Here is a 20,597-nt window from a genome sequence, read left to right on the forward strand (position 1 = left end):
TGATCTCGATTGGATCGCCGGTTTTTTCTATTAAAGCGTTTTAATGATTTCATAAAAGGCGGATACAGGATGGTAATCTGTTTTGGGGGCCGTTGATTTCGTATCACTGTATTTCTGGTTCTCCCTGTTGAGCAGCTTGTACCAGCTGCCATGCTTATGATCCATAAAGTTCTACGTTTCCCTACCATTCTTTAAATTCCGTTATCCCAGCCTTTTTCCGTGTATGTGTCCGTCACCAACATTCCCACCCGCTCTTTCGTTTCATGAGTCGCTTTTCCCTGAAAATGCAAAAAACAAACAAGAATGGGTTTGACATCTTTTGTTGTACTGGTGTATTATATCACTAGTACACTAGTTCATTGGAACAATTTTGAATGGAGGTCTGCTGAATGAATCCATGGTGGGGTCAATTAGCGAAAGAATATCGTTTGGGAAGAGGAGGAGTCATCGGGGCTCTGATTGCTCTTTTCTTGTATCTTGGAATCGGGGTGTATGTTTCCTGGAGAATGGGCAATCCGGAAACCTTTCTTGCATTTTGTGCGTTTGCCCTGATGATGCATGTCCTTTATATGGCAGGTTATATGTGTGTAAGTTTAATTCGTGAACAACGGACGCTTCATCTTTGGCTGCAGACTCCGCTGCCGGCATATAAACTTTTGCTTGCGAAACTATTAAACGGATGGGGAGCACTTGCTTCTTCGCTTTTCATTATAAGTGCAATTACACTAATTTCAGGAACCATGGTTGTTAACCTATTTGAACTGAACCCGGAACTCACTTGGCCGGATGTCATTAGCACAGGCCTTTTCATCGACATTCACATCTTGCTGATTGCGCTCTATATCGGCATCGGATTAACGTTTCTATGGGCGATCTACCTTGTGGTATCCAAATCCCTCGGAAAGGTGAGCGGAAATGTCATCGGTATCGTTCTTTTCTTCTTCCTTCCATGGCTGATGTCCAAATGGGAGGGTACAGGATTATTTCATGCATTGTTCATCTGGGGAAAGCTCGATCTCAATTTCAGTGAAGCCGCTTATGTAGCCTTCAGGCATGTATATATCGGTTATTATTTCTATCATTTTCTTCTGGCACTTTTACTCCTATTCATAGCGAGCTGGTTGATTGAACGTAAAGTTGAGGTGTAGCAAATGGCTGAAGATTTTAATGCGTCAAAACCTATATATTTACAGTTGGCCGACCGGATCAACCGGCAGATCCTCAGAAAGGAACTGGAAACCGGGCAAAAACTACCTTCTGTACGGGAGATGGCGATTCAATCGGGTGTAAACCCCAATACCGTCCAGCGGACGTACAGTGAATTGGAAAGGATGGGCAGTGTGGAATCCAAAAGAGGGCAGGGGACGTTTGTGACAGAAGATCAATCCGTGCTTAATCAGCTTCGGCAACGTTTAAAGAAAGAGCAAATCTCTTCATTTTTCGAGGATATGAAGGAGATGGGTTTTACAGCGGATGAGATGATTTCAGGTTTGGAGGAGTACATTTCCGATGAAGAACGGGGTGAAACGAATGATTGAATTTAACCATGTGACGAAAAAGTATAGAAGTCAGGCAGCATTGAATGACTTTTCACTTTCTCTGCCTGCCGGAAAGATCATTGGCCTTGTTGGAGAAAACGGAAGCGGAAAATCAACCGCTCTAAAACTCATTTCCGGGCTGATCTCCCCAACCAAAGGCAGTGTAACGGTAGATGGGGAAGTGGCGACGCGGAGGATCAGCAGCAAAGTTTCATATTTGTCGGAACTGGATGCCTATTATACCTTCTACACCGTTACGGAAACCGTCAGCTATTATGCGTCTCTTTACAGCGATTTTAACAAAAGCAAAGCAGAAGAAATTCTTGACTACATGAAGCTCGACCGCAGTAAAAAAGTGAAAGATTTATCAAAAGGCAACCGTGGCCGTTTAAAAATTGCGGTGACGCTGGCACGCGAGGTTCCGGTTATTTTAATGGATGAACCTCTGTCCGGACTGGATCCCATGGTACGGGATTCAATTGTAAAAGGCTTGCTTTCCTTTATGGATTTTGAAAAGCAGACCTTGATCATTACGACACATGAAATCAAAGAAATCGAACCCATTCTCGACACGGTTGTCCTCATTAAAGACGGGGTTCTATTAAAAATGGAAGATGTAGAAGAATTGAGAATCGAACAACATGTTTCGATCGTTGAATGGATGAAGCAGGTATATCAGGATGGAGGGATAGACAAATGAACAAAAAACCATTGGTAGAGCTTAAGGGTGTAAAAAAGAGAATCGGTAAAAAAGACATTATCCATGGTCTGACGTTTGATATATATGGCGGAGAAGTGTTTGGGTTCCTGGGGCCAAACGGTGCAGGAAAAACAACGACAATACGGATGATGGTAGGATTAATGTCGTTAAGCGGCGGACAGATCCTAATCAAGGGGAAAAACATTGAAAGTCAGTACAAACAAGCTGTTTCAGAAGTGGGAGCAATTGTTGAAAATCCGGAAATGTACAAATTTTTGACAGGCTATCAGAACCTCATTCACTACAGCCGCATGGTTAAAGGAGTGAGTAAGGGGAGAATAGCAGAAGTGATTGAACTCGTTGGCTTGACCAACAGAATTCATGAAAAAGTAAAAACCTACTCCCTTGGAATGAGGCAGAGACTCGGGCTTGCCCAGGCTCTGCTGCATTCTCCCTCGGTCCTTATTCTGGATGAACCAACAAACGGTCTGGACCCGGCTGGTATTCGGGAAATCCGGTATTATCTTCGGCAGCTGGCAGAAAAAGAAGGTATCGCTGTAATCGTGTCGAGCCATTTGCTCTCTGAAATGGAGCTGATGTGTGACCGGATCGCAATTATTCAGAACGGAAAGCTGATTGGTGTACAAAGTACAAAAGAGTTTGTAGAGAGCGGGACAGAAAGAAAGGTTCGTTTTCTCGTGGATGAGATAGCGGCCGCCCGTCATGCTGTCAGTCATCATGTCAAATCTGAACGGATTACACTTGGCAATGGGTTCATCGAAGCTGAAATGGAACGGGAGCTGATTCCGGAAGTAACCGCAACTCTCGTTGTGGAAGGCGTAAAAGTGTACGGAATCTCAACTGAAACAAGAACACTTGAAGATAAATTCCTGGAAGTGACGGGAGGAAAAGAAATTGTCTAATTTTATTGGCTTAATCCGAAATGAAAATATGAAAATATACAGCCGCATCGGGAATCTCATCATGATCGTTCTTCTGATTGGTTTCATTGGACTTACCGGGATCCTGACCAAGACAGACAAAACAAAGCCTGTGAGTGATAATTGGAAACAGGAGCTGAAAGAACAGAATGCTTCCATGCAAAAAGAGATTAAAAAAGAGCCGGTGATGAAAAGCCACTATGAGCGGAATATCGCAATTAACGAATATCGTGTCACCCAAAATATAAAGCCCATGGATACAAAAAGCCAATGGTCGTTTATCGGAGAGAGCCCTGATGCCATCCAGTTTATCCTGATTTTTACGATCATTGTGGCGGGTGGCATGGTCGCCAGTGAATTTTCATGGGGAACCATTAAGCTTCTCTTAATCCGGCCGGTCAGCAGATCCACCATCCTTGCATCCAAATATGTTTCAACGTTGCTTTATGCTCTTCTTCTCATTGTGATTACGTTTGTGTTTTCCTGGCTGTGGGGAGGTATCCTTTTTGGTTTTGAGCTAAGCCCTGGGACTCATTTAAGCTATGCGGACGGAAAAGTGATTGAGGAAAACATGATATGGCACATGTGGAAAGAATATGGATTTGCGAGCATTCTGTTGTTAATGATGGCAACCTTTGCTTTCATGATGTCCACCATCTTCCGCAATAGCTCGCTGGCCATTGGATTCTCCATCTTTTTATCGATGTCAGGCACCGTCGCGGTCCAGCTGTTGTCCAAGTACGAATGGGTGAAATATATCCTGTTTGCCAACGTGGATTTAAAGCAATATTTTGATGGAACACCTCTGACAAAGGGAATGACCCTGAATTTTTCCTTGGCAGTGCTCGCAGTCTATTTTGTACTGTTTGTAGCGCTTTCCTGGTTAGTATTCAAAAAAAGAGATGTTGCTGCATAATCAAAGAAAAGGGAAGCTGGCACAATTGGCCAGCTTCCTTTTTTTCATTCTTTATTTTCCTCGTCTTTTACGGCATCTTCTATCTTACGGGCATTGCCCTTGGCATTGATCATTTCAAGAACCTCATTAAGTCCTGATTCCTCACTGCGATTTTCTGTTTCCGGTTGGTTTATCATGTTTTCTTCTTTTTTATCTCCCATTAAATAAACTCCTTTTTTTCGTAATACCCTCTACCTTCAAAGCCTACACCGATTAAGAGAGCTTTCTGCTTGATCTCAGTCTGGTCCGCAGCGGAGTTTCTGATGTTCTTTTCTGATGAAGTGCTGTGCGGTGGAGGCCGCTTTCAATACAATAACGTGGTCTTTTCTTCACTTCTTTAAATACTTTTCCCACGTATTCACCAATGAGCCCAATCGCCATCAGCTGCAGTCCGCCGATCAGCCAGAGGGAGAGGACAATAGATGTCCATCCGGGAACCGTATATCCGTTCATTTTTTGAAAAAGGGCGAAGAGTCCCGCAGCCGCACTGATGAAAAAAAACAAGAAGCCGCAAGCGGTAAGAAAGCGGATCGGTTTGATGCTGAAAGATGTTATTCCATCAAATGCAAAAGCAAGCATTTTACCAAGGGGGTACTTTGATTCTCCTGCGGCCCTTTCTTTTCGGTCGTAATAGACTTGGGCAGAGGGAAAGCCAATAAGAGGAACAATGCCCCTCATAAAAAAATTCCTTTCATCGTAGCGTTCAAGTTCCTTGAGAGCCCGCTTACTGAGGAGACGGTAATCCGCATGGTTGTAGATAAGTTCAACGCCCAATTTACTCATCAGCTTATAGAAAACTTGTGCTGTCTGTCGTTTGAACATCGTATCACTTTTGCGCTGACTCCGGATTCCGTAAACGACATCATAACCATCCCGGTATTTCAGGATAAATTCGCGGATGACATTAACATCATCCTGCAGGTCGGCATCAATGGAAATAATGCAGTCTGAAAAATTTTTGGCCTGATCCATTCCCGCGAGCAGAGCGTTTTGATGGCCTGCATTCTTTGCCAGCTTGACCCCGCTGACATGCCGGTTGGTTTTATGCATGGCGGTGATGAGCTCCCATGTTTTATCCTGGCTGCCATCATCCACGAAAAGAATGGCGCTCTCCATGGAAACCAGCGATTCTGATATCATCCCCTGAACGACGGCTGTCAGTTCCCGTGCGGTAATCATAAGCACTTCTTCTTCGTTGTAGCATGGAACGACGATGGCAAGGACCGGGGGTTTATTTTTCTGCATGTGTCATTTCTTCCTTCCTCCACGCGGCGGGATTATTCATAACGGGTTGCTTCAATGGCGTTTGTTGTTTCCTGAAGATGGCGAAGGTGTTCATGGGCATGAAACAGCTTTTGGGCCTGTGTCTCTGATAATCCATCGGTTTGGCGCATTTGCTGTACCCTTTCATGGGCTTGTTCGAGAAGTTGTTTGGCCTGCTGGAATTCTGAGGGGTTGTTGCTTCCTTGTGCATCTTCGATGGCTTTTCTCGCATTTTCCACACTTTCTAAAGCTTGGGTGTACAGGTGTTGATCGTCCATTTACACTTGGCTCCTTTTCTTCTTTATCATTAACATGCGTTTTGGAGAAATTTGTTATTCGTTCTTTCCCAATTTCCTTTTCAAAAAAGGTCGTACAACCTTCTTGGCTTGAATAGACTTGTATTAATTCAAAAAAACAGGCGGAGGGCTGAAGTGGGAATATTGATAAAATATATGCTCTTGGGACTATCATTGGCTGCACCAATCGGGCCGATTAACGCTGCTCAAATGGATAAAGGGATTCGCAGCGGGTTTTGGCATGCTTGGATGGTAGGACTGGGTGCTACCACCGCAGATGCCATTTATATGGCATTGGTTTATATGGGGCTGGTTCATTTTTTGGAAGCGCCGATGATAAAGGCCTTTCTATGGTTGTTTGGGTGTTTTGTTCTGATTTATACCGGGATTGAGAGTTTCAGGAGTTCGGCAGTAATGGTACTTTCCAAAAAACAAGAACAGGAAAAAATGAGAAAATGCTTTTTTTCCGGCTTCTTTATGTCATTAACCAATCCGCTTACCATTTTGTTTTGGCTTGGAATATACGGATCGGTCCTTGCGGAAACCGCTGCCGTTTCTCAAACAGAGCAGCTTATTCTGCACAGCTCAGCAATTTTTGGCGGCATTTTATTATGGGACTTTACGATGGCGCTGGTTGCCAGCGGTTTTCGCCGGTTCCTTGCCGATACACTTCTTAGCATGATCTCCCGTCTTTCGGGTATATCATTAATTGGCTTTGGCATTTATTTTGGATATCAGGCATTTAAGTTTCTATGGAAGTAATGCGTTACCCATAAACCATTTGTGATAGTAAGAAGCATCTGAGAAAATGAAAGAAATGCTGATGTGATGCTTTGGGGCAGTGGGAGGAGTGGCGCAGCCGATGAAATTGTACAAGTGGATCTGCTATTTGCTTGCCGTGTTTAATGTTGCGGATGCGTTTTTAACGTTCAGGCTGCTCGAACGGGGAGGAAGAGAGTTAAACCCGATTATGAGGCTTCTCTATCATTTTCATCCTTTGGCGTTTTTGGGAGTAAAGCTTCTATTCTCGATGCTCGTTATTCTTTTGTCGTTTCTGCCGCTTCGCGGCAAGTACAGCATCTTTGTGTATCTTGCTTTCGGTGTCTATCTGCTTTTGATGGGATGGCACATTTATATACTGGCTTTTCTTTCATAGCAATAAAACAGCGCACCAGCTATGAACTGCACCCCCAATTTTAGAGTGTGTCTAAAATTGGGGGTGCAGTTCACTATTGCCGGTGCGCTTAGATTTATGCTTTGTTGAGATGAGATCGGAAACGATCCAGCATTTCACTGTAGTTTGCCGATGTCTCTTCAAATGGTACATGAAGCCGGTTGCTTAAATATTCGACCGCTTTGTCATCATTTAAAAGCCATGAACTGTATTGACGTTTCACGTAGTTTTCTGCCGATTGAAAATCAGAAAAAGTTTCCGAAGCAGGCTGATGATGATGAATAAGTTTCCATTGTTGATCGCTGTCCCTGAAAACGATCGTTGACTCTTTTTTATGGTTAATGAAAATGGTTCCTTTTTCATTTTCTTTAACATTTTGTTCGTTGTCATGTGCATCGGGCCGACGTGGCGGAATTTCAAAAGCGGGGAGAACAAACCTTTGAAACCCTTCAGGTGTAAGTGTGCATCCTGAAGCTTTTGGATGTCCGCCTCCTCCAAATTGCGCTGCATATTTGGATACATCCACATGATCATAAATGGTACGGAATCCTGCTCTTTTGCCCCCGATGTTCAGGATCACGATTAGATCCAGATGGGGATTTTCACGGTTCAATTCATTACCCAGCTCCGAGTGATGGCTTTCTGCATGAACGATGCCGATTCGGTAAGGCTCGCTCCCGGTTTCGTATACCGAATCCCATGTTTCAGCCATTTGCCGCTGCTTTTTCTTGATATACGCTTTTCTGCTGTCCTCCTCAAGCTGAAGAATGGTTTCTTCGGTTTGTGAAAAACGGAAGTGCTCTTCTGTTTTTAAACGTTCGATCATATCCTTTTCGAATTGTCCTTGAGGAAGAAGGAAAAACAAGTCGTTCAGACGCTTGGCATCCTCATTTTCATTCTCAAACCATTCCCAGGTATCATATTGTCTGACGAGTTCAACAAATTCCTTTAGCGCCCCTCCGTCTTTGAGAAGTCCCTTTTCAATAAAATGCTCATAAAGAAGGGAAGTGGCAGAGGTAAGCTTTCCGTCCTCCTTTTTTGCTTCAACAAAGCCCCATTCATAGCCGTTAAAGTGGTCGGCCGTAACATGGTGGTCGATCAGCTGAATTTCCCGTCCGTCTTCAAATTCCTCTTCCAGCTGGCGGGCCACCTCGTCATTCACTGCGATATCCGTTATGTAAACAGGAGTATTCTTGTGTTGTTCCAATTGTATATAATTGGCCACACGACGATTGATGTTTTCGTGTGAACAGTAGAAGGTCTCTACATTTTCCTCTCCGATTGCAAGCATTGCCACGATGCCGCAGGATTTTCCATCCAGGTCATTATGTGAAAAAAGTTTCAATTCACTAACGCCTCCTTTCTATTTCCCTATTCAATAGTATAGGCACGGGGCCTTTCTTTCAACCCAAGAAGGAATTTTCAGAAGATACCCGAATACAAAGTAGAGCAACTTCTATTATGGCTTGAAAGGAAAGAGAACATGCAATCATTAACAAATCGTGCCGATAAAATGGCAGAGATCTACCAAAAAAATGAAAACATCGCAGGTGTTTTACTTGCCGGCTCGGTTTCACGTGGCTGGGATGACAGCCATTCTGATATTGAGCTCCATATTTTGTGGAAGAAACCGCCCAGAGACAGAGATCGTCTTCAGCCCATTGAAAAGGTAAACGGCGAGATCATTGATTTTCATCCATACGAAGAAGAAGAGTGGGCGGAAACTTATATTGTCGATGGCGTAAAATTTGAAATCAGCAGCTTCCTTGTAAGTACCATTCAGGAAGTTCTTCAACAGGTCGTTCAGCAGGCAAATACAAACTATGATTTTCAATGTCTGGCTGCTTCACTTAAAGACGGAAAGATCCTGTTTGAGGAAGAACGAACGCTGTCTGCGTTAAAAGAAGAAGTGATGGCTTACCCGGCGGCACTGGCTGAAAATATGATCATCGAAAACCTTGAGTTGGGAAGCCGGTGGAATAACCGCAAAGCCCTGCTGGCTCGTAAAGATTGGCTCATGTATTATGATTTGATGACAGCGGTTCAAAAACGAATGCTCGGCATTTTATTTGGTTTGAATGGCATGTATGTTCATCATCCTGCATTCAAATGGCTGAAGCAGAGCACAGATGAAATGAAAATCGTGCCCGATCAATTATATGAAAGGTTCACATCGGTTCTTACAGACAGCCCGGAGGAAAGCATTTCTACTCTTGAAGGAGTTGTTGGGGAAGTGTATGCACTTGTCGAAACGCACTACCCTCATCTGCCTGTAACAGAGGGTAGAAAACAGGCTGCATTTACAAGACCGGTGCATCCTTGATGTTACTGTAACTAATTACCTAGTTGAACAGAATTGTACGCGCTAATTTTCTTATCTGTCATTATTTAGCATGCATCCAATTTCTCATTTTTCTGAAATTTATTGTTTTTATCTACTTAGGGTGCTACAATCAATGCAAACACCTATTCCCCTTTCTTTGAAACTATCATTTGGGAAAAAGGCGGTTTAAAAAAATCTTTACCTGTTTTACCATCATCTTTTTAAAGGAGGAAGGACGAATGAGTGAAGTTCATTTAATTCCTTTTAAGTTAGAAGAAGTTGTACAGACAGCTGGTGAAGAAATTCCGTACGGTATTCAAATGATCAATGCTCCTGCTGCATGGGAGCAGGGATACAAGGGGAAGGATGTGGTCGTCGCGGTTCTTGATACAGGCTGCGATGTAAACCATCCGGACTTGAAAGACCGAATTATTGGAGGAAGAAATTTTACGAGTGATGATCCTGAGGACTACTTGGATGGCCACTATCATGGAACACATGTAGCAGGTACGATTGCCGCTACTTTGAACAATAAGCTAGGGGTTGCAGGCATAGCGCCGGAAGCCAAGCTTTTGATTCTCAGAGTCCTTGGAAAGGACGGAAGCGGTAGCTACCAGGGAATTATTGATGCCATCAACTATGCCGTGGAATGGCGGGGCGACAATGGCGAAAGAGTTCGGGTCATTTCCATGTCACTTGGCGGACCGGACGATATCCCCGAAATGCATGAAGCCATTAAAAACGCCACTCAAAACAATGTTATGGTCGTCTGCGCAGCAGGCAACGAAGGCGATGACAATGAAAGAACTGATGAGCAAGCCTATCCAGGGTATTATAAAGAAGTGGTCCAGGTCGGTGCTGTAGATGAACAAAAGCACTTGGCCGAGTTTTCAAATACGAATGATGAAATCGATCTTGTAGCTCCGGGAGTCAATATCCTTTCCACCTATCCTGGTGAAAAGTACGCCAAGCTCTCAGGTACATCCATGGCTACACCTCACGTTTCCGGTGCCGTGGCTGTCCTTATCCTGAAAGAGGAAGCTGAATTCGGCCGGGAGTTAACCGATCCTGAAATTTATGCCCAGCTTTGTAAGAACACCCAAACGATTGGCCTGACGAAAAAAGGAGAAGGCAACGGGTTGCTTTACTTAAAGATGGGTGAAAGAACTGATTCCGGCAACAAAACAGAAGAAACAACTACCGTTCAAAAGTAAAGCGGCTCCCAATTTTAAGAGGGGATGTTGACCATGGCGGTTTATCATGTACTGTCCTTAATGATTGGCTTTGCCACGCTGACACTAAAACTGGTGGAGGAGCGAAACCGCAGACACAGAAAAACATCACTTCCTTCCAAGAAGGAACAACCGAAACGAAAAAAAGCCTGACTTTTAAATAAAGCTGATTCTCACAAGAGAATCAGCTTTATTGTCTTATTTTGCTGTTACTTTAACTGTGGCAGCCGGGCTTACCGCATTCTTTGAATCTTTATAAGTCACCTTTAATACGGTCCCTGCTTTTTGTAGGGGAATCTTCATGGTAAACGATCCGGTCGAATTCGCTTTAACGGCACCCAGGCTCGTACTTCCTCTTTTAACGGTGATTGTGCTCAATTTTATCGCCTTTCCTGAAATCTGTCGGCTCTTGCCGTTCACAGGCATAACCGTTGGCTTAGAAAGCATTTTGGTGATATAGGGGGAGGCTATGTACCATGTGCCCTTTTGTCCGGGAACGGAAACGGGATACCAGACAAATGGGTTGGAACTGCCATTAGAACGGTCGAAGGTATATGGTCCGGCAATTGCGAGCTGGCTTCCTTTTTTTATCCACTTGAATGAACTATCAGTAGAAGGTGCTTTGCGGATCCTTACCTGGGTAAGAGAAGAATTCTCCCAGCTGGCAAATACTTTATCGTTCTTTTTGAGTCCGTATCTTGTCTCATGAAGCAGGCTGGACAGTGTATACGTTTTCTTCAAAAAATTAATATTGGCTGTGCTTTTAGGGTTATATTTAAAATCTTTAACAGAAAAAGAGGGCTTGCGAATGTTTGTATCCCCTATGAAACTCTCACTTTTCAGGTATGTCCAGACTTTTTCCTGGTACGCATTGGTGTTCACTTTCCCGGTGCTCTGATAGAGCGGGCTGTTGACGGGCTTGGTTCCATTGTATGCCATGATCGCAAAATACCACGTTTCAAGCACGGCTTTATCCTTTGGCAGGATGGAAGGAAGATCGGACCTGTTATACATATCGTTCAACAAATCCGCACCTGCTTTCAAATTATAAGGAATATCGTACTTTAGTTTTTCGATATCATACCGCTTTTGGTTTGTAATTTGCATTACGCCAATTCCGTGGTCGGATGAAATGGCCGGTTTTCCTTTTTTATCAAATTGTTTCCATGAGGTGTTTTCCTGGGTGGCAACTGCTTTCATAATTTCGGGCGGAATACCTGCTTCTATGGCTGTCTGTGTCAGAAGGCAGTTCATATGCTGTGTGGATGGGTTTGTACCTTTTTTTAAGGTGCCCAACGAGCTGCATTTCGACTGAACATTGGAGCTCGATGCTGCCAGGGCGTGATCCTGAAAAAGTGGCAGTCCGAGAGCCAGGCAGCCCGCCAAACCGGCTTTTATAAACAAAGATGTCATAGTCAATCCTCCAAATCTCGTAATCTTCTAAATAATACCATATATCACAAGGTGAATGGTGTAAAATAATAGAATATTTTGGAATGAAGGTAAATGCGTATCCTCTAAAGAATAGATAGAGCAGAGTATGTCAAAGGAGGCGGTTTTTATGAAAAAAAAGATAGTCATGGGGAATGGGAAGGGTACCGAGAGAAAATAAACAGGAGATGATGGTTTGAAGCAAGCCTTGCTAATTATTGATGCACAACAGGAATTAATGGACGGAAACACAGAGAATGAGGAAGTCTATCAAAAAAAGGAAGTCATTCACACTATAAATAAGGTCATTCTTAAAGCCGGGCGTTTAAAGGTACCTGTATTGGTCGTGCGTGACCTGGACGTAGCCGGGGGGAGTGGTGATGGGTTTCTTGTTCACAGCGAGATTCAATTGCCGGCAGATACGCCTTTCTTTGACAAAAGCGCCACCAGCGCTTTTTATGGAACCGGATTGCTGGAGCATTTACAAAAACAAGAGATTGAGCATCTTGTGATTGCGGGATGCAAAACCGAGCATTGTATTGATACCGCTGTTCGCATGGCAACTGTGCTGGGGTTTGATGTCACCTTGATCAAGGAAGGACATTCCACCACATCCTCAAAGAGCTTGCGTGCCGAAAAGATTATTCAGCATCATAATGAAATTCTTCATGGACATTACAATGTGGACCATTTTTCCATGGTAAGAAGTGCCGATGAAGACGTATTCGAACCGCTTCATTACAAGTACCGATAATAGCAAACGAAAAAAGAAGACCTCATCGGGGTCTTCTTTTTTATATTAAGAAAGTCTTAAGAATTATGCTGACTGATTGTTAAGATTTACAGGTTAAGATACAGGTAATCCACAAAAAAGGGCATGGTATAATTTTGAAGGGAGCGTGAGAAAAATGAGCGAATTTACAGTATTGGTTGTAGATGATGAAAAAGAGATCAGAGATGCCATTGAAATCTATTTGAAAAACGAAAAGATGAATGTCCTCCAGGCATCAGACGGCATAGAAGCCATTGAACTCTTGAATGAAGAAGTCGTTCATTTAATCATACTGGATATTATGATGCCGCGCCTTGATGGCATAGCGGCAACGTTTAGGATCAGGGAACAGAAGAACATTCCGATCATTATGCTTAGTGCAAAAAGTGAGGATACGGACAAAATCCTTGGACTTCAAATTGGAGCCGATGATTATTTGACAAAGCCTTTCAATCCCGTTGAACTGATTGCCCGGGTGAAATCCCAGCTGAGGAGGTATATGACGCTGGGCACATATGAGGGAAAGAATTCGATCATAAACCTGAGCGGCCTTACTCTTGACAAGGATGCGAGAGAAGTGGCCATTCACGGGGAGGCTGTTAAGCTGACTCCAATCGAATACAGGATTGTAGAGCTTTTGATGTCCTATCCTGGGCGTGTATTTTCGATTCATGACATTTATGAACGAGTATGGCAGGAGCCTTGCTATAACGCAGAAAATACAGTGGCCGTTCATATCCGGAAAATCAGAGAGAAAATAGAGATTGATCCAAAAAATCCAAGATATTTAAAGGTGGTATGGGGTGTTGGGTACAAAATGGAAAAGTAAGCTGAGTTGGGGTGCATGGCTGCTCTTGTTTACCATCGGGTTGAGCGGTACATTAACCTTCTTGTCTCACTGGGATGCCTATCTGGGAAAGAGTTACTTTGATACGGATGAATTCCAAAGTGAGTACAATACGTTTCTGGGATATCTCCATATTTCCGAAGTCAGCAATTTGACAGGGGATGAGATGAAAGAAAAAATTACGGTTTCAGATGAAGAAATGGAGGAATACCGCTTCAGATACGGTGAGTTATCTGATCAAATCAATAGCATCCAGGAACAGTACAGACCGCAGCTGGATGAGGCGAAAGCGGATCATAATCAAAAACTTGAAAGTTATTATCAAAAGCAAAGAGACAAAAAGATTGAAGACATTCAGAAGAATTTTGAAAGTGACAAATATGTAAAAGAGAAAGTAAAAAAAGAAAAAGAGAAGCAAATCGATCATTTTATTGAAAATAAAGAAGAGGTAAAGAGGCAGTTGAAGCAATGGGATTCTTCGTTTGATTACTATTTGCAAAATAATGAGAGCGCTGAAGTATTTACCAATCTCTCCTCTTCAAATAAGCAGGATGCCTATCAAAAGTTAAACAATAGCAACATGCAGTTTGTTCAGGAATACAAAAGTGCAAGGGATCTGTCCATCTCAGATTACATGCCGCCATCGGACGATACTGGAGAGGGTCCAAATTATGATAATACTGTTACTGATGTTTTATCAGATGAAAAACCGGTGCTGATCGGAAAAATTGGTGTGCCGAAATCCTTGCCAAAGACCAGCATGATCTACGAGCAGTATCATATGTTCCAGATCAATCAGCTCTTTTTTTACCTCTACAGTACTGTGGGTGTGTTTGGTTTAGCTATAAGTATCTGGCTTGCAAGAAAATACCGTTTGCTGGCTGCTATTGGTGAACTGCCAATTAAAAACGTTTACCGAAAAGCGCCGATTGATCTAAAAGTAGCATCCTTACTTTTATTTGTTTTTGTTCTCATGGTATCCGTCGGTAACATTTTTACTTTTACTTTATACGGCGACTATTCAGTTATGATCAAAAATACGCTTTTTGATATTTTATTTACAAGCATTGTTGCAGGGCTAATCTTGATTCAAGTGGTTTGCCTCCGTGAAGAGATAAAAGAAAACGGCCTGACTAGAGCAGACTTGAAGCATTCTCTTATTTACCGGTTATGGATGGATGTGCTGAAGGCTTTTCATTCATTAGGATTTGCTTTTCAAATTCTAGTTTTGCTTGGTATTGTATTTGCCTCCGGCTTTGGTGTGGGCTTCATTATGTACAACGACCAGCTTATCGGACTCTATCTAATACTCTTTGTGGTGGTTACGGTACCGGCATTGTTACTGTTGCTTCGGAAGATTTCTTACTTAAACCGGATTGTTATTTATTCTTCCGATTTGGCTGCCGGGAAGATGGAGCCGGATTTGAAGGCCAAAGGAAATTCTCCGCTCGCCGCGCTGGCAAGGAACATTAACACACTGAAGCATGGTGTAAAGGCATTGCAGAAGTCCGAAGCAAAAAGTGAACGGCTGAAAACAGAGTTGATCACCAATGTAAGCCACGATTTACGAACACCGCTCACCTCGATCATTTCTTACACGGAGTTGTTAAAAACACCGAATCTCGATCAGGACAGCCAAAAGGCGTACGTTGAAATTATTGATAGGAAATCAAAACGGCTCAAAGTCTTGATTGATGATTTGTTTGAAGCATCAAAAATGGCGAGCGGAAATATTGAACTTGTCCGAACAAAAGCAGATATCGTTCAAATGCTGCAGCAGGCACTTGCTGAAAATGATGAAGCCATAGAGAAATCCAATTTGCAGTTCAGACTGTCATTTTCTGAGCAGCCAATCCATGCAAATGTCGATGGACAAAAAATGTGGCGTGTATTTGATAATCTGATCGGAAATGCGTTGAAATATTCCCTAGATCGTACGAGAGTATATATCGAAATTGAACAAAAACAGGATGAAGTGATCATCTCGTTTAAAAACATTACAAAATATGAGTTGGGGGGCAACACGGAGGAGCTGTTTGAACGGTTCAAAAGAGGGGACACCTCACGACATACGGAAGGATCAGGCCTTGGCCTGGCGATTGCCAAATCGATCGTTGATCTTCATGAAGGCCAGATGGACGTGGAAGTGGACGGAGATTTATTTAAAGTGATAATCCGGCTGGATGCGGTATAAAATGAAAGATAGCTAAAGAAGCGGACGATGCCGCTTCTTTTTGATATCCGGAAAAATCTTTTGTTTACATTTCTATAAGGTTCTGTTTTATTATAGGAATAGACTGAATGTAAGAGGTATAACTTATGCTAAATGTTTATTACACTGACACCGCAAACCAACTAACAGAAGTGGAAGACATTCAAAAAGGATGCTGGATCAATCTTATTGCACCGACCAATGAAGAAATTAACTGGGTGGTTGAGAAAATAGGAATCGATCCGGACTTCCTGAGAGATGCCCTGGATGAAGAAGAACGTTCCAGGGTAGAAAAAGAAGCAAATACCGTAAGTGTTATCGTGGACCTGCCGATTTTGGATTCAGACGAGAACGGAGTACAGTATGATACCTTTCCGCTTGCCATGATATCCACCGATTCTCATTTTATAACGGTTTGTCTGAGAGAAAACCCGATTCTGGAGCTGTTTGCCAAGCGAAAAGTAAAAAACTTTTACACGTATAAAAAAACGCGTTTTGTGTTTCAGCTGCTTCAGATGATTGCTACTTATTATTTGCGTTACCTGCGGCAAATCAACCGGAAGACAGAGCAAATCGAATATGAATTACGGCAGACACTGAAAAATGAGGATCTCTTTGAACTGCTCAGGCTTGAGAAATCTCTCGTGTATTTTGCCACTTCCCTTAAATCAAATGATGCTGTACTTGAAAAATTGCTGAAGGTCAGCTACTTGAAAATGTATGAAGAAGACAAGGATCTGCTTGAAGACGTTATTATCGAAAACAAGCAGGCGATTGAAATGAGCCTTATATACAGAAATATATTAAAAAGCCTTATGGATGCTTTCTCTTCGGTAATATCGAATAACCTGAACGTAGAAATGCGCTTTTTAACGTCCATTACGATTATCCTTGCTTTGCCTACCATGGTAGCGAGCTTTTATGGAATGAACATTCCGTTGCCGTTTCAGAAATATCCGCATGCGTTTTTTGTAAGCCTGTGTGTTGCTTTTACCATATCGGGATTGGTTGCCTTTATCTTTTGGAAAAAGCGCTTCTTTCGGAAATAGAAAATCATTCTGCGGAAGGGAACTTTTCACAATAAAGTTCCCTTTTTGTTCGCTTGATAGCGAAAACGCTTTCCTATGGAAGGGTAATGGCTTTACAATCAGGTTATCTTATCTTTAAAATTATGTTAACATTGTAAAGCGATATGATACTTAAATTGAAGTGTATCCTATGAACGATGATATAGAATATTAAGCATAGTGATCCAAAAAAGGAGATGCCAGCAATGAGCCAGACCATGTTAGAGAATGAGTCGCTGTCTCCCTACCTTTCTTTTACCAGGGAAGAATGGGCGGGCTTGTATTCGGCCGATATACAACCGTTAACAGAATGGGAAGTGTCGGAACTTCAGGGAATCAACGAAAATGTATCCCTCAATGAGGTCTCGTCCATTTATTTGCCATTGTGCCGGTTGCTTAACCTATATGTCACCTCTTCACAGCAGCTTCATCTGCAATCGAATGCATTTTTGCGCAAGCAAATGAAGAAGCCACCGTTCATCATCGGGATTGCCGGAAGTGTAGCGGTTGGCAAAAGCACAACGTCCCGGATCATTCAGGCGCTTCTGTCCAGATGGCCCAACACGCCAAAGGTTGAACTTGTTACAACCGACGGCTTTCTTTATCCAAATGCTGTTTTGGAGCAAAAAGGGCTGATGGGGAAGAAAGGATTTCCAGAAAGCTACGATTTAAAAGGACTGATCCAGTTTTTGTCCCAATTGAAATCAGGAAAGCCGGTCGTGGAAGCTCCCATCTATTCTCACTTGGAATATGATATTTTGCATGACCAGGTACAAACCATTTCTGAACCCGATATTGTTATTGTAGAAGGTATTAATGTACTGCAGGTTCCGAAACAAAAAAGAAGCAAAAAACAAAATACACAAATCTTCGTTTCAGATTTCTTTGATTTCTCCCTTTATGTGGACGCGGACGAAGAGGAAATCAAGCAATGGTATGTGGATCGATTTAAAATCTTGAGAAACACCGCTTTTCAAAGCCCGGTATCCTATTTCCACCGTTATGCCGATCTGAATGATGAGGAAGCGATTGAATTTGCACTTAATATTTGGAATACCATTAACGGATTGAATTTGCGTGAAAACATCCTTCCGACCAAGTATCGGGCGCATCTAATTCTGGAAAAAGGAAAAAATCATTCCGTATCCGGGGTTAAAATGAGAAAAATGTAGTCAAAAAAGACGGCAAACGCCGTCTTTTTTGATGAACTCTTCGGAACGAGACATAGCGTGGAAAGAAACAGGGTATACAGTAGGAGTCGACCGAATATTGAGCCTATATTACAAAATTTGTATCTATTTTCTCATTTTTATGATAGGTGATATAGAGTATGGTAATAGTACAATACTTACTTAAAAGTAACTTATTATCTTTTGGCGACTAAGCAGCAACTACTTTTTGAATGAATACCCGTATGGGAGCTGATGTTGTGAAAGATTCCGAATTGAATAAACATGTCTTTTTGGCCAAACTGATTACACAGTATGCAAGAGTTCATCGGAAAGCAGTGGGTCCTGTTGCCGAAGAATATATCCGTCAGATTGGTATACGAACGGGAGAGTGGATAGAGGGCTATTACAAGGGTTACAGCAGCCCGTGGACTATTGAGCAATATGTGGATATTCTGATCGATTTGAAAAATAAAATAGGCGGTCAGTTTGAACTTTTATCCATAGATGGTGACCGAATCGTGATGAAGGCGATTCAATGTCCCTTTGGAGATGACGTAACTCATGCGCCCCACCTTTGCATGATGACGTCCAGCGTATTCGGCGGGATTGCTGCAAGACATTTCGGTTACGGCAAAGTTTCACTCAGGAAACAAATGGCTCTTGGACACGAAAATTGTGAAATTGCGATTTATTTATCGCCAGATGATTCGGAAGAGGGGATTGAGTATAAAGATTTGGCCATTTCCCCCGCTCAGGCAGATCCTTTCCTCTGGGAAGAAGAAACCATCACCATGCTGAACGAAGAGCTAAAACGGACGGATGAATTAATGATCAAATTACTTGACGAGTTGGAAGAATTAAGGGGAAAAGTAAAAGAGGATGGAAAAATGAAGAGATAGAGAATTCAGAATGTATGTGTGTGGTGTCAAACAGCACGCTTTTTTTATACACCAGAACGTTTGAAAGAAAGTATGAAAGGTTAAGGAGAATTATAGGAAAAGGAGTGGAGTAATGTGAAACTCAAAACAGCTAACCTAGACAAAAGGAAACTCGCTTATATTGATGAAGGAAAAGGAGAAGCCATCGTGTTGCTTCACGGTTTTTGCGGAAGCCATGAATATTGGGAGGAAGTGGTCCCCAAGCTTGCTAAAGAATACCGTGTAATTGCACCTGATTTGCGTGGGCATGGAAAATCATCGGTCAGTGATTCTGCATGTGCCGTGGAGGATTTTTCTGAGGATATCAAGGATTTGCTCGGGCATTTAGGATTGGATAAAGTCACCATGCTGGGACATTCACTGGGAGGTTATATTACTTTAGCGTTTGCTGATCATCAAAGCAACCGGCTGAAAGGGTATGGACTGATTCATTCCACTGCCTTTCCAGACGATGAAGCCGGCCGGTTGAAGAGAGACCGTACCATTGAGCAAATACAGGAAAACGGAATTAACTCAGTGATTGATCAATTGATACCCAACCTGTTTGCACCCGATACTACGCTGACTGATAAAATAGAGAAGGCGAAACAAATCGGATATGATACTCCGCCTGAAGGAGCCATTACTGCGTCCATTGCCATGAAAAACAGGCCCAATCGCAATGACGTCCTCCAGAACTCAAATATTCCGGTTCTTTTGGTGGCTGGTGAAAGTGATCAAGTGATTCCACCAGAGAAAACATTTTCAGTTTCCAAGGAGAATATTACCCAAGTGACCTTACCAAGGACCGGGCACATGGGAATGTATGAAGCCACAGATGCTCTGATCGAAGAAATCACCGAATTTATGAAAAAAATATAATAAAAAAAGGCTCCTGATAATTCAGGAGCCTTTCATGTATTCCTTACTTTTGAACGTTAGCAGCTTGAGGTCCGCGAGCACCTTCAGTGATTTCAAACGTTACATCTTGACCTTCTTCAAGTGATTTGAAACCGTCGCCTTGAATAGCAGAAAAGTGTACGAATACATCGTCTTGGCCTTCAACTTCGATGAAGCCGAAACCTTTTTCTGCGTTGAACCATTTAACTTTACCTTGTAGCATAGATGTTCCTCCTGTGTGGATAAAACCCACGATTTATTACTATTCCTGCTCAAATATCATTCAAGACGCAAACCACTGCGAAGAAGTCATGTACCGAACAAAAATAACTGTTACTACTGTAACATTCTTTAACCGAATACGCAAGGGTGTTAAGTTTTTAATCATATTTTTATTTAAAAGTTTAAAAATAGGGAATAAGAGAGCTAAGAAGGAGGAGGATAGAATGAAGGCACAAGGATACTTAATCTTTGGATTGCTGTTTGCCTTATTGATTGCGGTTTTTGCTGTTGTTAATGGCAATGATGTTAGTTTTAATTATATTTTTGGGACAGTCAAATGGCCGTTGGTTCTCATCATTCTCGGTTCAGCAGCTATTGGTGGATTGGCTGTGGGGTTTTTTGGCATTCTGAAAGTGGTTCAGCTGAGAAACCGGGTAAGGCGGCTTGAATCTCAGTTGAAAAAGCAAGAATCCCTGCAAAGGGAAACCATTGTTGATGATCATCAGAAGGAATTGATGAATGAAACGATCGATGAACCTCAGCGCAGGTACCGCGCTGCCGAGGAACCAAAAAGAAGCCGGTCTCAGATCTAATTCTGAGCCGGCTATTTTTGAGCATTCCTTTAACTCTTTAGG

Annotated in this window: 25 protein-coding genes; 18 read left to right on the plus strand and 7 right to left on the minus strand. The window is 42.5% G+C overall.

All coding sequences use genetic code 11. From position 1 onward, the window contains the following. Positions 1-30: 30 nt before the first annotated feature. A complete protein-coding gene (locus AS030_RS24195; protein WP_141687016.1) occupies positions 31-165 on the minus strand; it encodes an AGE family epimerase/isomerase in 135 nt (44 codons plus the stop codon). A 224-nt stretch (positions 166-389) separates the two neighbouring features. On the opposite strand from AS030_RS24195, the gene AS030_RS03690 reads away from it, so the two are divergent. The 5 genes from AS030_RS03690 to AS030_RS03710 are packed head-to-tail and all read left to right on the plus strand — an operon-like array spanning position 390 to position 4,095. Continuing rightward, on the plus strand, positions 390-1,148 hold the full coding sequence (locus AS030_RS03690; RefSeq protein ID WP_061968528.1) for a hypothetical protein: 759 nt from the start codon (positions 390-392) through the stop codon (positions 1,146-1,148). A 3-nt stretch (positions 1,149-1,151) separates the two neighbouring features. After that, positions 1,152-1,538 (plus strand): GntR family transcriptional regulator, encoded by a 387-nt coding sequence (locus AS030_RS03695; protein ID WP_061968530.1) that lies wholly within the window; start codon positions 1,152-1,154, stop codon positions 1,536-1,538. Then, positions 1,531-2,238, plus strand: coding sequence for an ABC transporter ATP-binding protein (locus AS030_RS03700; RefSeq protein WP_061971505.1), 708 nt, complete (start codon positions 1,531-1,533; stop codon positions 2,236-2,238). The genes AS030_RS03695 and AS030_RS03700 overlap by 8 nt, the downstream gene beginning before the upstream one ends. Continuing rightward, positions 2,235-3,161, plus strand: a complete 927-nt coding sequence (locus tag AS030_RS03705) for an ABC transporter ATP-binding protein (protein ID WP_061968533.1) — start codon at positions 2,235-2,237, stop codon at positions 3,159-3,161. The genes AS030_RS03700 and AS030_RS03705 overlap by 4 nt, the downstream gene beginning before the upstream one ends. Before the next feature lie 28 nt (positions 3,162-3,189). Further along, positions 3,190-4,095: an ABC transporter permease gene (locus AS030_RS03710; RefSeq protein WP_061971507.1), complete on the plus strand. Its 906-nt coding sequence runs from the start codon at positions 3,190-3,192 to the stop codon at positions 4,093-4,095. A gap of 44 nt (positions 4,096-4,139) precedes the next feature. Here the strand turns inward: AS030_RS03710 and AS030_RS23425 are convergent, their stop codons facing one another. Genes AS030_RS23425 through AS030_RS03720 form a run of 3 tightly spaced genes read right to left on the minus strand, consistent with a single transcriptional unit; the run spans position 4,140 to position 5,675 of the window. Continuing rightward, positions 4,140-4,295 (minus strand): hypothetical protein, encoded by a 156-nt coding sequence (locus AS030_RS23425; RefSeq protein ID WP_156412552.1) that lies wholly within the window; start codon positions 4,293-4,295, stop codon positions 4,140-4,142. A gap of 52 nt (positions 4,296-4,347) precedes the next feature. Continuing rightward, entirely contained in the window at positions 4,348-5,379 is a 1,032-nt protein-coding gene (locus AS030_RS03715) for a glycosyltransferase family 2 protein (protein ID WP_061968535.1), read from the minus strand. A 32-nt stretch (positions 5,380-5,411) separates the two neighbouring features. Beyond that, the gene (locus AS030_RS03720; protein WP_061968537.1) at positions 5,412-5,675 is read right to left on the minus strand and encodes a hypothetical protein; all 264 of its coding nucleotides are present in this window, start codon (positions 5,673-5,675) and stop codon (positions 5,412-5,414) included. Between the two features lie 153 nt (positions 5,676-5,828). Between AS030_RS03720 and AS030_RS03725 the strand changes: the two genes are divergently transcribed. Both AS030_RS03725 and AS030_RS03730 read left to right on the plus strand, forming a co-directional pair. Then, positions 5,829-6,455 carry a LysE family transporter gene (locus AS030_RS03725; RefSeq protein WP_061968539.1) on the plus strand — a complete coding sequence of 209 codons (627 nt, stop codon included), beginning with the start codon at positions 5,829-5,831 and terminating at the stop codon, positions 6,453-6,455. A 100-nt stretch (positions 6,456-6,555) separates the two neighbouring features. Continuing rightward, positions 6,556-6,849 (plus strand): DUF5658 family protein, encoded by a 294-nt coding sequence (locus tag AS030_RS03730; protein WP_061968541.1) that lies wholly within the window; start codon positions 6,556-6,558, stop codon positions 6,847-6,849. 94 nt (positions 6,850-6,943) lie between these two features. Here the strand turns inward: AS030_RS03730 and AS030_RS03735 are convergent, their stop codons facing one another. Beyond that, on the minus strand, positions 6,944-8,212 hold the full coding sequence (locus tag AS030_RS03735; RefSeq protein WP_061968544.1) for a DHH family phosphoesterase: 1,269 nt from the start codon (positions 8,210-8,212) through the stop codon (positions 6,944-6,946). A 138-nt stretch (positions 8,213-8,350) separates the two neighbouring features. Between AS030_RS03735 and AS030_RS03740 the strand changes: the two genes are divergently transcribed. The 3 genes from AS030_RS03740 to AS030_RS23430 all read left to right on the plus strand — a co-directional run bounded on the left by AS030_RS03740 (position 8,351) and on the right by AS030_RS23430 (position 10,575). After that, positions 8,351-9,190 (plus strand): DUF4037 domain-containing protein, encoded by an 840-nt coding sequence (locus AS030_RS03740; RefSeq protein ID WP_061968546.1) that lies wholly within the window; start codon positions 8,351-8,353, stop codon positions 9,188-9,190. A 239-nt stretch (positions 9,191-9,429) separates the two neighbouring features. Further along, positions 9,430-10,404 carry a S8 family peptidase gene (locus tag AS030_RS03745; RefSeq protein ID WP_061968548.1) on the plus strand — a complete coding sequence of 325 codons (975 nt, stop codon included), beginning with the start codon at positions 9,430-9,432 and terminating at the stop codon, positions 10,402-10,404. A 33-nt stretch (positions 10,405-10,437) separates the two neighbouring features. Further along, positions 10,438-10,575 (plus strand): hypothetical protein, encoded by a 138-nt coding sequence (locus tag AS030_RS23430; protein WP_156412553.1) that lies wholly within the window; start codon positions 10,438-10,440, stop codon positions 10,573-10,575. A 45-nt stretch (positions 10,576-10,620) separates the two neighbouring features. Here the strand turns inward: AS030_RS23430 and AS030_RS03750 are convergent, their stop codons facing one another. Further along, positions 10,621-11,835, minus strand: a complete 1,215-nt coding sequence (locus AS030_RS03750) for an Ig-like domain-containing protein (protein WP_061968550.1) — start codon at positions 11,833-11,835, stop codon at positions 10,621-10,623. Between the two features lie 214 nt (positions 11,836-12,049). Here AS030_RS03750 and AS030_RS03755 point away from each other — a divergent pair, with 214 nt between their 5' ends. The 7 genes from AS030_RS03755 (at position 12,050) to AS030_RS03785 (ending at position 19,722) form a co-directional block, all read left to right on the plus strand. After that, a complete protein-coding gene (locus tag AS030_RS03755) occupies positions 12,050-12,607 on the plus strand; it encodes a cysteine hydrolase family protein (RefSeq protein WP_061968553.1) in 558 nt (185 codons plus the stop codon). A gap of 154 nt (positions 12,608-12,761) precedes the next feature. Next, positions 12,762-13,454 (plus strand): response regulator transcription factor, encoded by a 693-nt coding sequence (locus tag AS030_RS03760; protein ID WP_061968555.1) that lies wholly within the window; start codon positions 12,762-12,764, stop codon positions 13,452-13,454. Beyond that, complete coding sequence (locus AS030_RS03765; RefSeq protein ID WP_061968558.1) at positions 13,432-15,666, plus strand: sensor histidine kinase; 2,235 nt, start codon at positions 13,432-13,434, stop codon at positions 15,664-15,666. The genes AS030_RS03760 and AS030_RS03765 overlap by 23 nt, the downstream gene beginning before the upstream one ends. 125 nt (positions 15,667-15,791) lie before the next feature. Continuing rightward, entirely contained in the window at positions 15,792-16,733 is a 942-nt protein-coding gene (locus AS030_RS03770) for a magnesium transporter CorA family protein (RefSeq protein WP_061968560.1), read from the plus strand. Between the two features lie 224 nt (positions 16,734-16,957). Continuing rightward, positions 16,958-17,923, plus strand: a complete 966-nt coding sequence (coaA, locus tag AS030_RS03775) for a type I pantothenate kinase (protein ID WP_074440454.1) — start codon at positions 16,958-16,960, stop codon at positions 17,921-17,923. Between the two features lie 257 nt (positions 17,924-18,180). Beyond that, complete coding sequence (locus AS030_RS03780) at positions 18,181-18,822, plus strand: methanogen output domain 1-containing protein (protein ID WP_240482200.1); 642 nt, start codon at positions 18,181-18,183, stop codon at positions 18,820-18,822. 114 nt (positions 18,823-18,936) lie between these two features. After that, positions 18,937-19,722: an alpha/beta fold hydrolase gene (locus AS030_RS03785; RefSeq protein WP_061968566.1), complete on the plus strand. Its 786-nt coding sequence runs from the start codon at positions 18,937-18,939 to the stop codon at positions 19,720-19,722. A 43-nt stretch (positions 19,723-19,765) separates the two neighbouring features. Here the strand turns inward: AS030_RS03785 and cspD are convergent, their stop codons facing one another. Then, positions 19,766-19,963 (minus strand): cold-shock protein CspD, encoded by a 198-nt coding sequence (gene cspD / locus AS030_RS03790; protein WP_053354963.1) that lies wholly within the window; start codon positions 19,961-19,963, stop codon positions 19,766-19,768. Between the two features lie 223 nt (positions 19,964-20,186). Here cspD and AS030_RS23915 point away from each other — a divergent pair, with 223 nt between their 5' ends. Beyond that, entirely contained in the window at positions 20,187-20,555 is a 369-nt protein-coding gene (locus AS030_RS23915) for a LapA family protein (RefSeq protein ID WP_061968568.1), read from the plus strand. Positions 20,556-20,597 lie beyond the last annotated feature (42 nt).

The organism is Fictibacillus enclensis, assembly GCF_001457035.1.
Taxonomy (GTDB): domain Bacteria; phylum Bacillota; class Bacilli; order Bacillales; family Fictibacillaceae; genus Fictibacillus_C; species Fictibacillus_C enclensis.

Excerpts from the sequence above, each read along its gene's own strand:
- AS030_RS24195 (WP_141687016.1), bottom strand. The coding sequence starts at position 165 with ATGGATCATAAGCATGGCAGCTGGTACAAGCTGCTCAACAGGGAGAAC.
- AS030_RS03690 (WP_061968528.1), top strand. The coding sequence starts at position 390 with ATGAATCCATGGTGGGGTCAATTAGCGAAAGAATATCGTTTGGGAAGA.
- AS030_RS03695 (WP_061968530.1), top strand. The coding sequence starts at position 1,152 with ATGGCTGAAGATTTTAATGCGTCAAAACCTATATATTTACAGTTGGCC.
- AS030_RS03700 (WP_061971505.1), top strand. The coding sequence starts at position 1,531 with ATGATTGAATTTAACCATGTGACGAAAAAGTATAGAAGTCAGGCAGCA.
- AS030_RS03705 (WP_061968533.1), top strand. The coding sequence starts at position 2,235 with ATGAACAAAAAACCATTGGTAGAGCTTAAGGGTGTAAAAAAGAGAATC.
- AS030_RS03710 (WP_061971507.1), top strand. The coding sequence starts at position 3,190 with ATGAAAATATACAGCCGCATCGGGAATCTCATCATGATCGTTCTTCTG.
- AS030_RS23425 (WP_156412552.1), bottom strand. The coding sequence starts at position 4,295 with ATGGGAGATAAAAAAGAAGAAAACATGATAAACCAACCGGAAACAGAA.
- AS030_RS03715 (WP_061968535.1), bottom strand. The coding sequence starts at position 5,379 with ATGCAGAAAAATAAACCCCCGGTCCTTGCCATCGTCGTTCCATGCTAC.
- AS030_RS03720 (WP_061968537.1), bottom strand. The coding sequence starts at position 5,675 with ATGGACGATCAACACCTGTACACCCAAGCTTTAGAAAGTGTGGAAAAT.
- AS030_RS03730 (WP_061968541.1), top strand. The coding sequence starts at position 6,556 with ATGAAATTGTACAAGTGGATCTGCTATTTGCTTGCCGTGTTTAATGTT.
- AS030_RS03740 (WP_061968546.1), top strand. The coding sequence starts at position 8,351 with ATGCAATCATTAACAAATCGTGCCGATAAAATGGCAGAGATCTACCAA.
- AS030_RS03745 (WP_061968548.1), top strand. The coding sequence starts at position 9,430 with ATGAGTGAAGTTCATTTAATTCCTTTTAAGTTAGAAGAAGTTGTACAG.
- AS030_RS23430 (WP_156412553.1), top strand. The coding sequence starts at position 10,438 with ATGGCGGTTTATCATGTACTGTCCTTAATGATTGGCTTTGCCACGCTG.
- AS030_RS03750 (WP_061968550.1), bottom strand. The coding sequence starts at position 11,835 with ATGACATCTTTGTTTATAAAAGCCGGTTTGGCGGGCTGCCTGGCTCTC.
- AS030_RS03760 (WP_061968555.1), top strand. The coding sequence starts at position 12,762 with ATGAGCGAATTTACAGTATTGGTTGTAGATGATGAAAAAGAGATCAGA.
- AS030_RS03770 (WP_061968560.1), top strand. The coding sequence starts at position 15,792 with ATGCTAAATGTTTATTACACTGACACCGCAAACCAACTAACAGAAGTG.
- coaA (WP_074440454.1), top strand. The coding sequence starts at position 16,958 with ATGAGCCAGACCATGTTAGAGAATGAGTCGCTGTCTCCCTACCTTTCT.
- cspD (WP_053354963.1), bottom strand. The coding sequence starts at position 19,963 with ATGCTACAAGGTAAAGTTAAATGGTTCAACGCAGAAAAAGGTTTCGGC.
- AS030_RS23915 (WP_061968568.1), top strand. The coding sequence starts at position 20,187 with ATGAAGGCACAAGGATACTTAATCTTTGGATTGCTGTTTGCCTTATTG.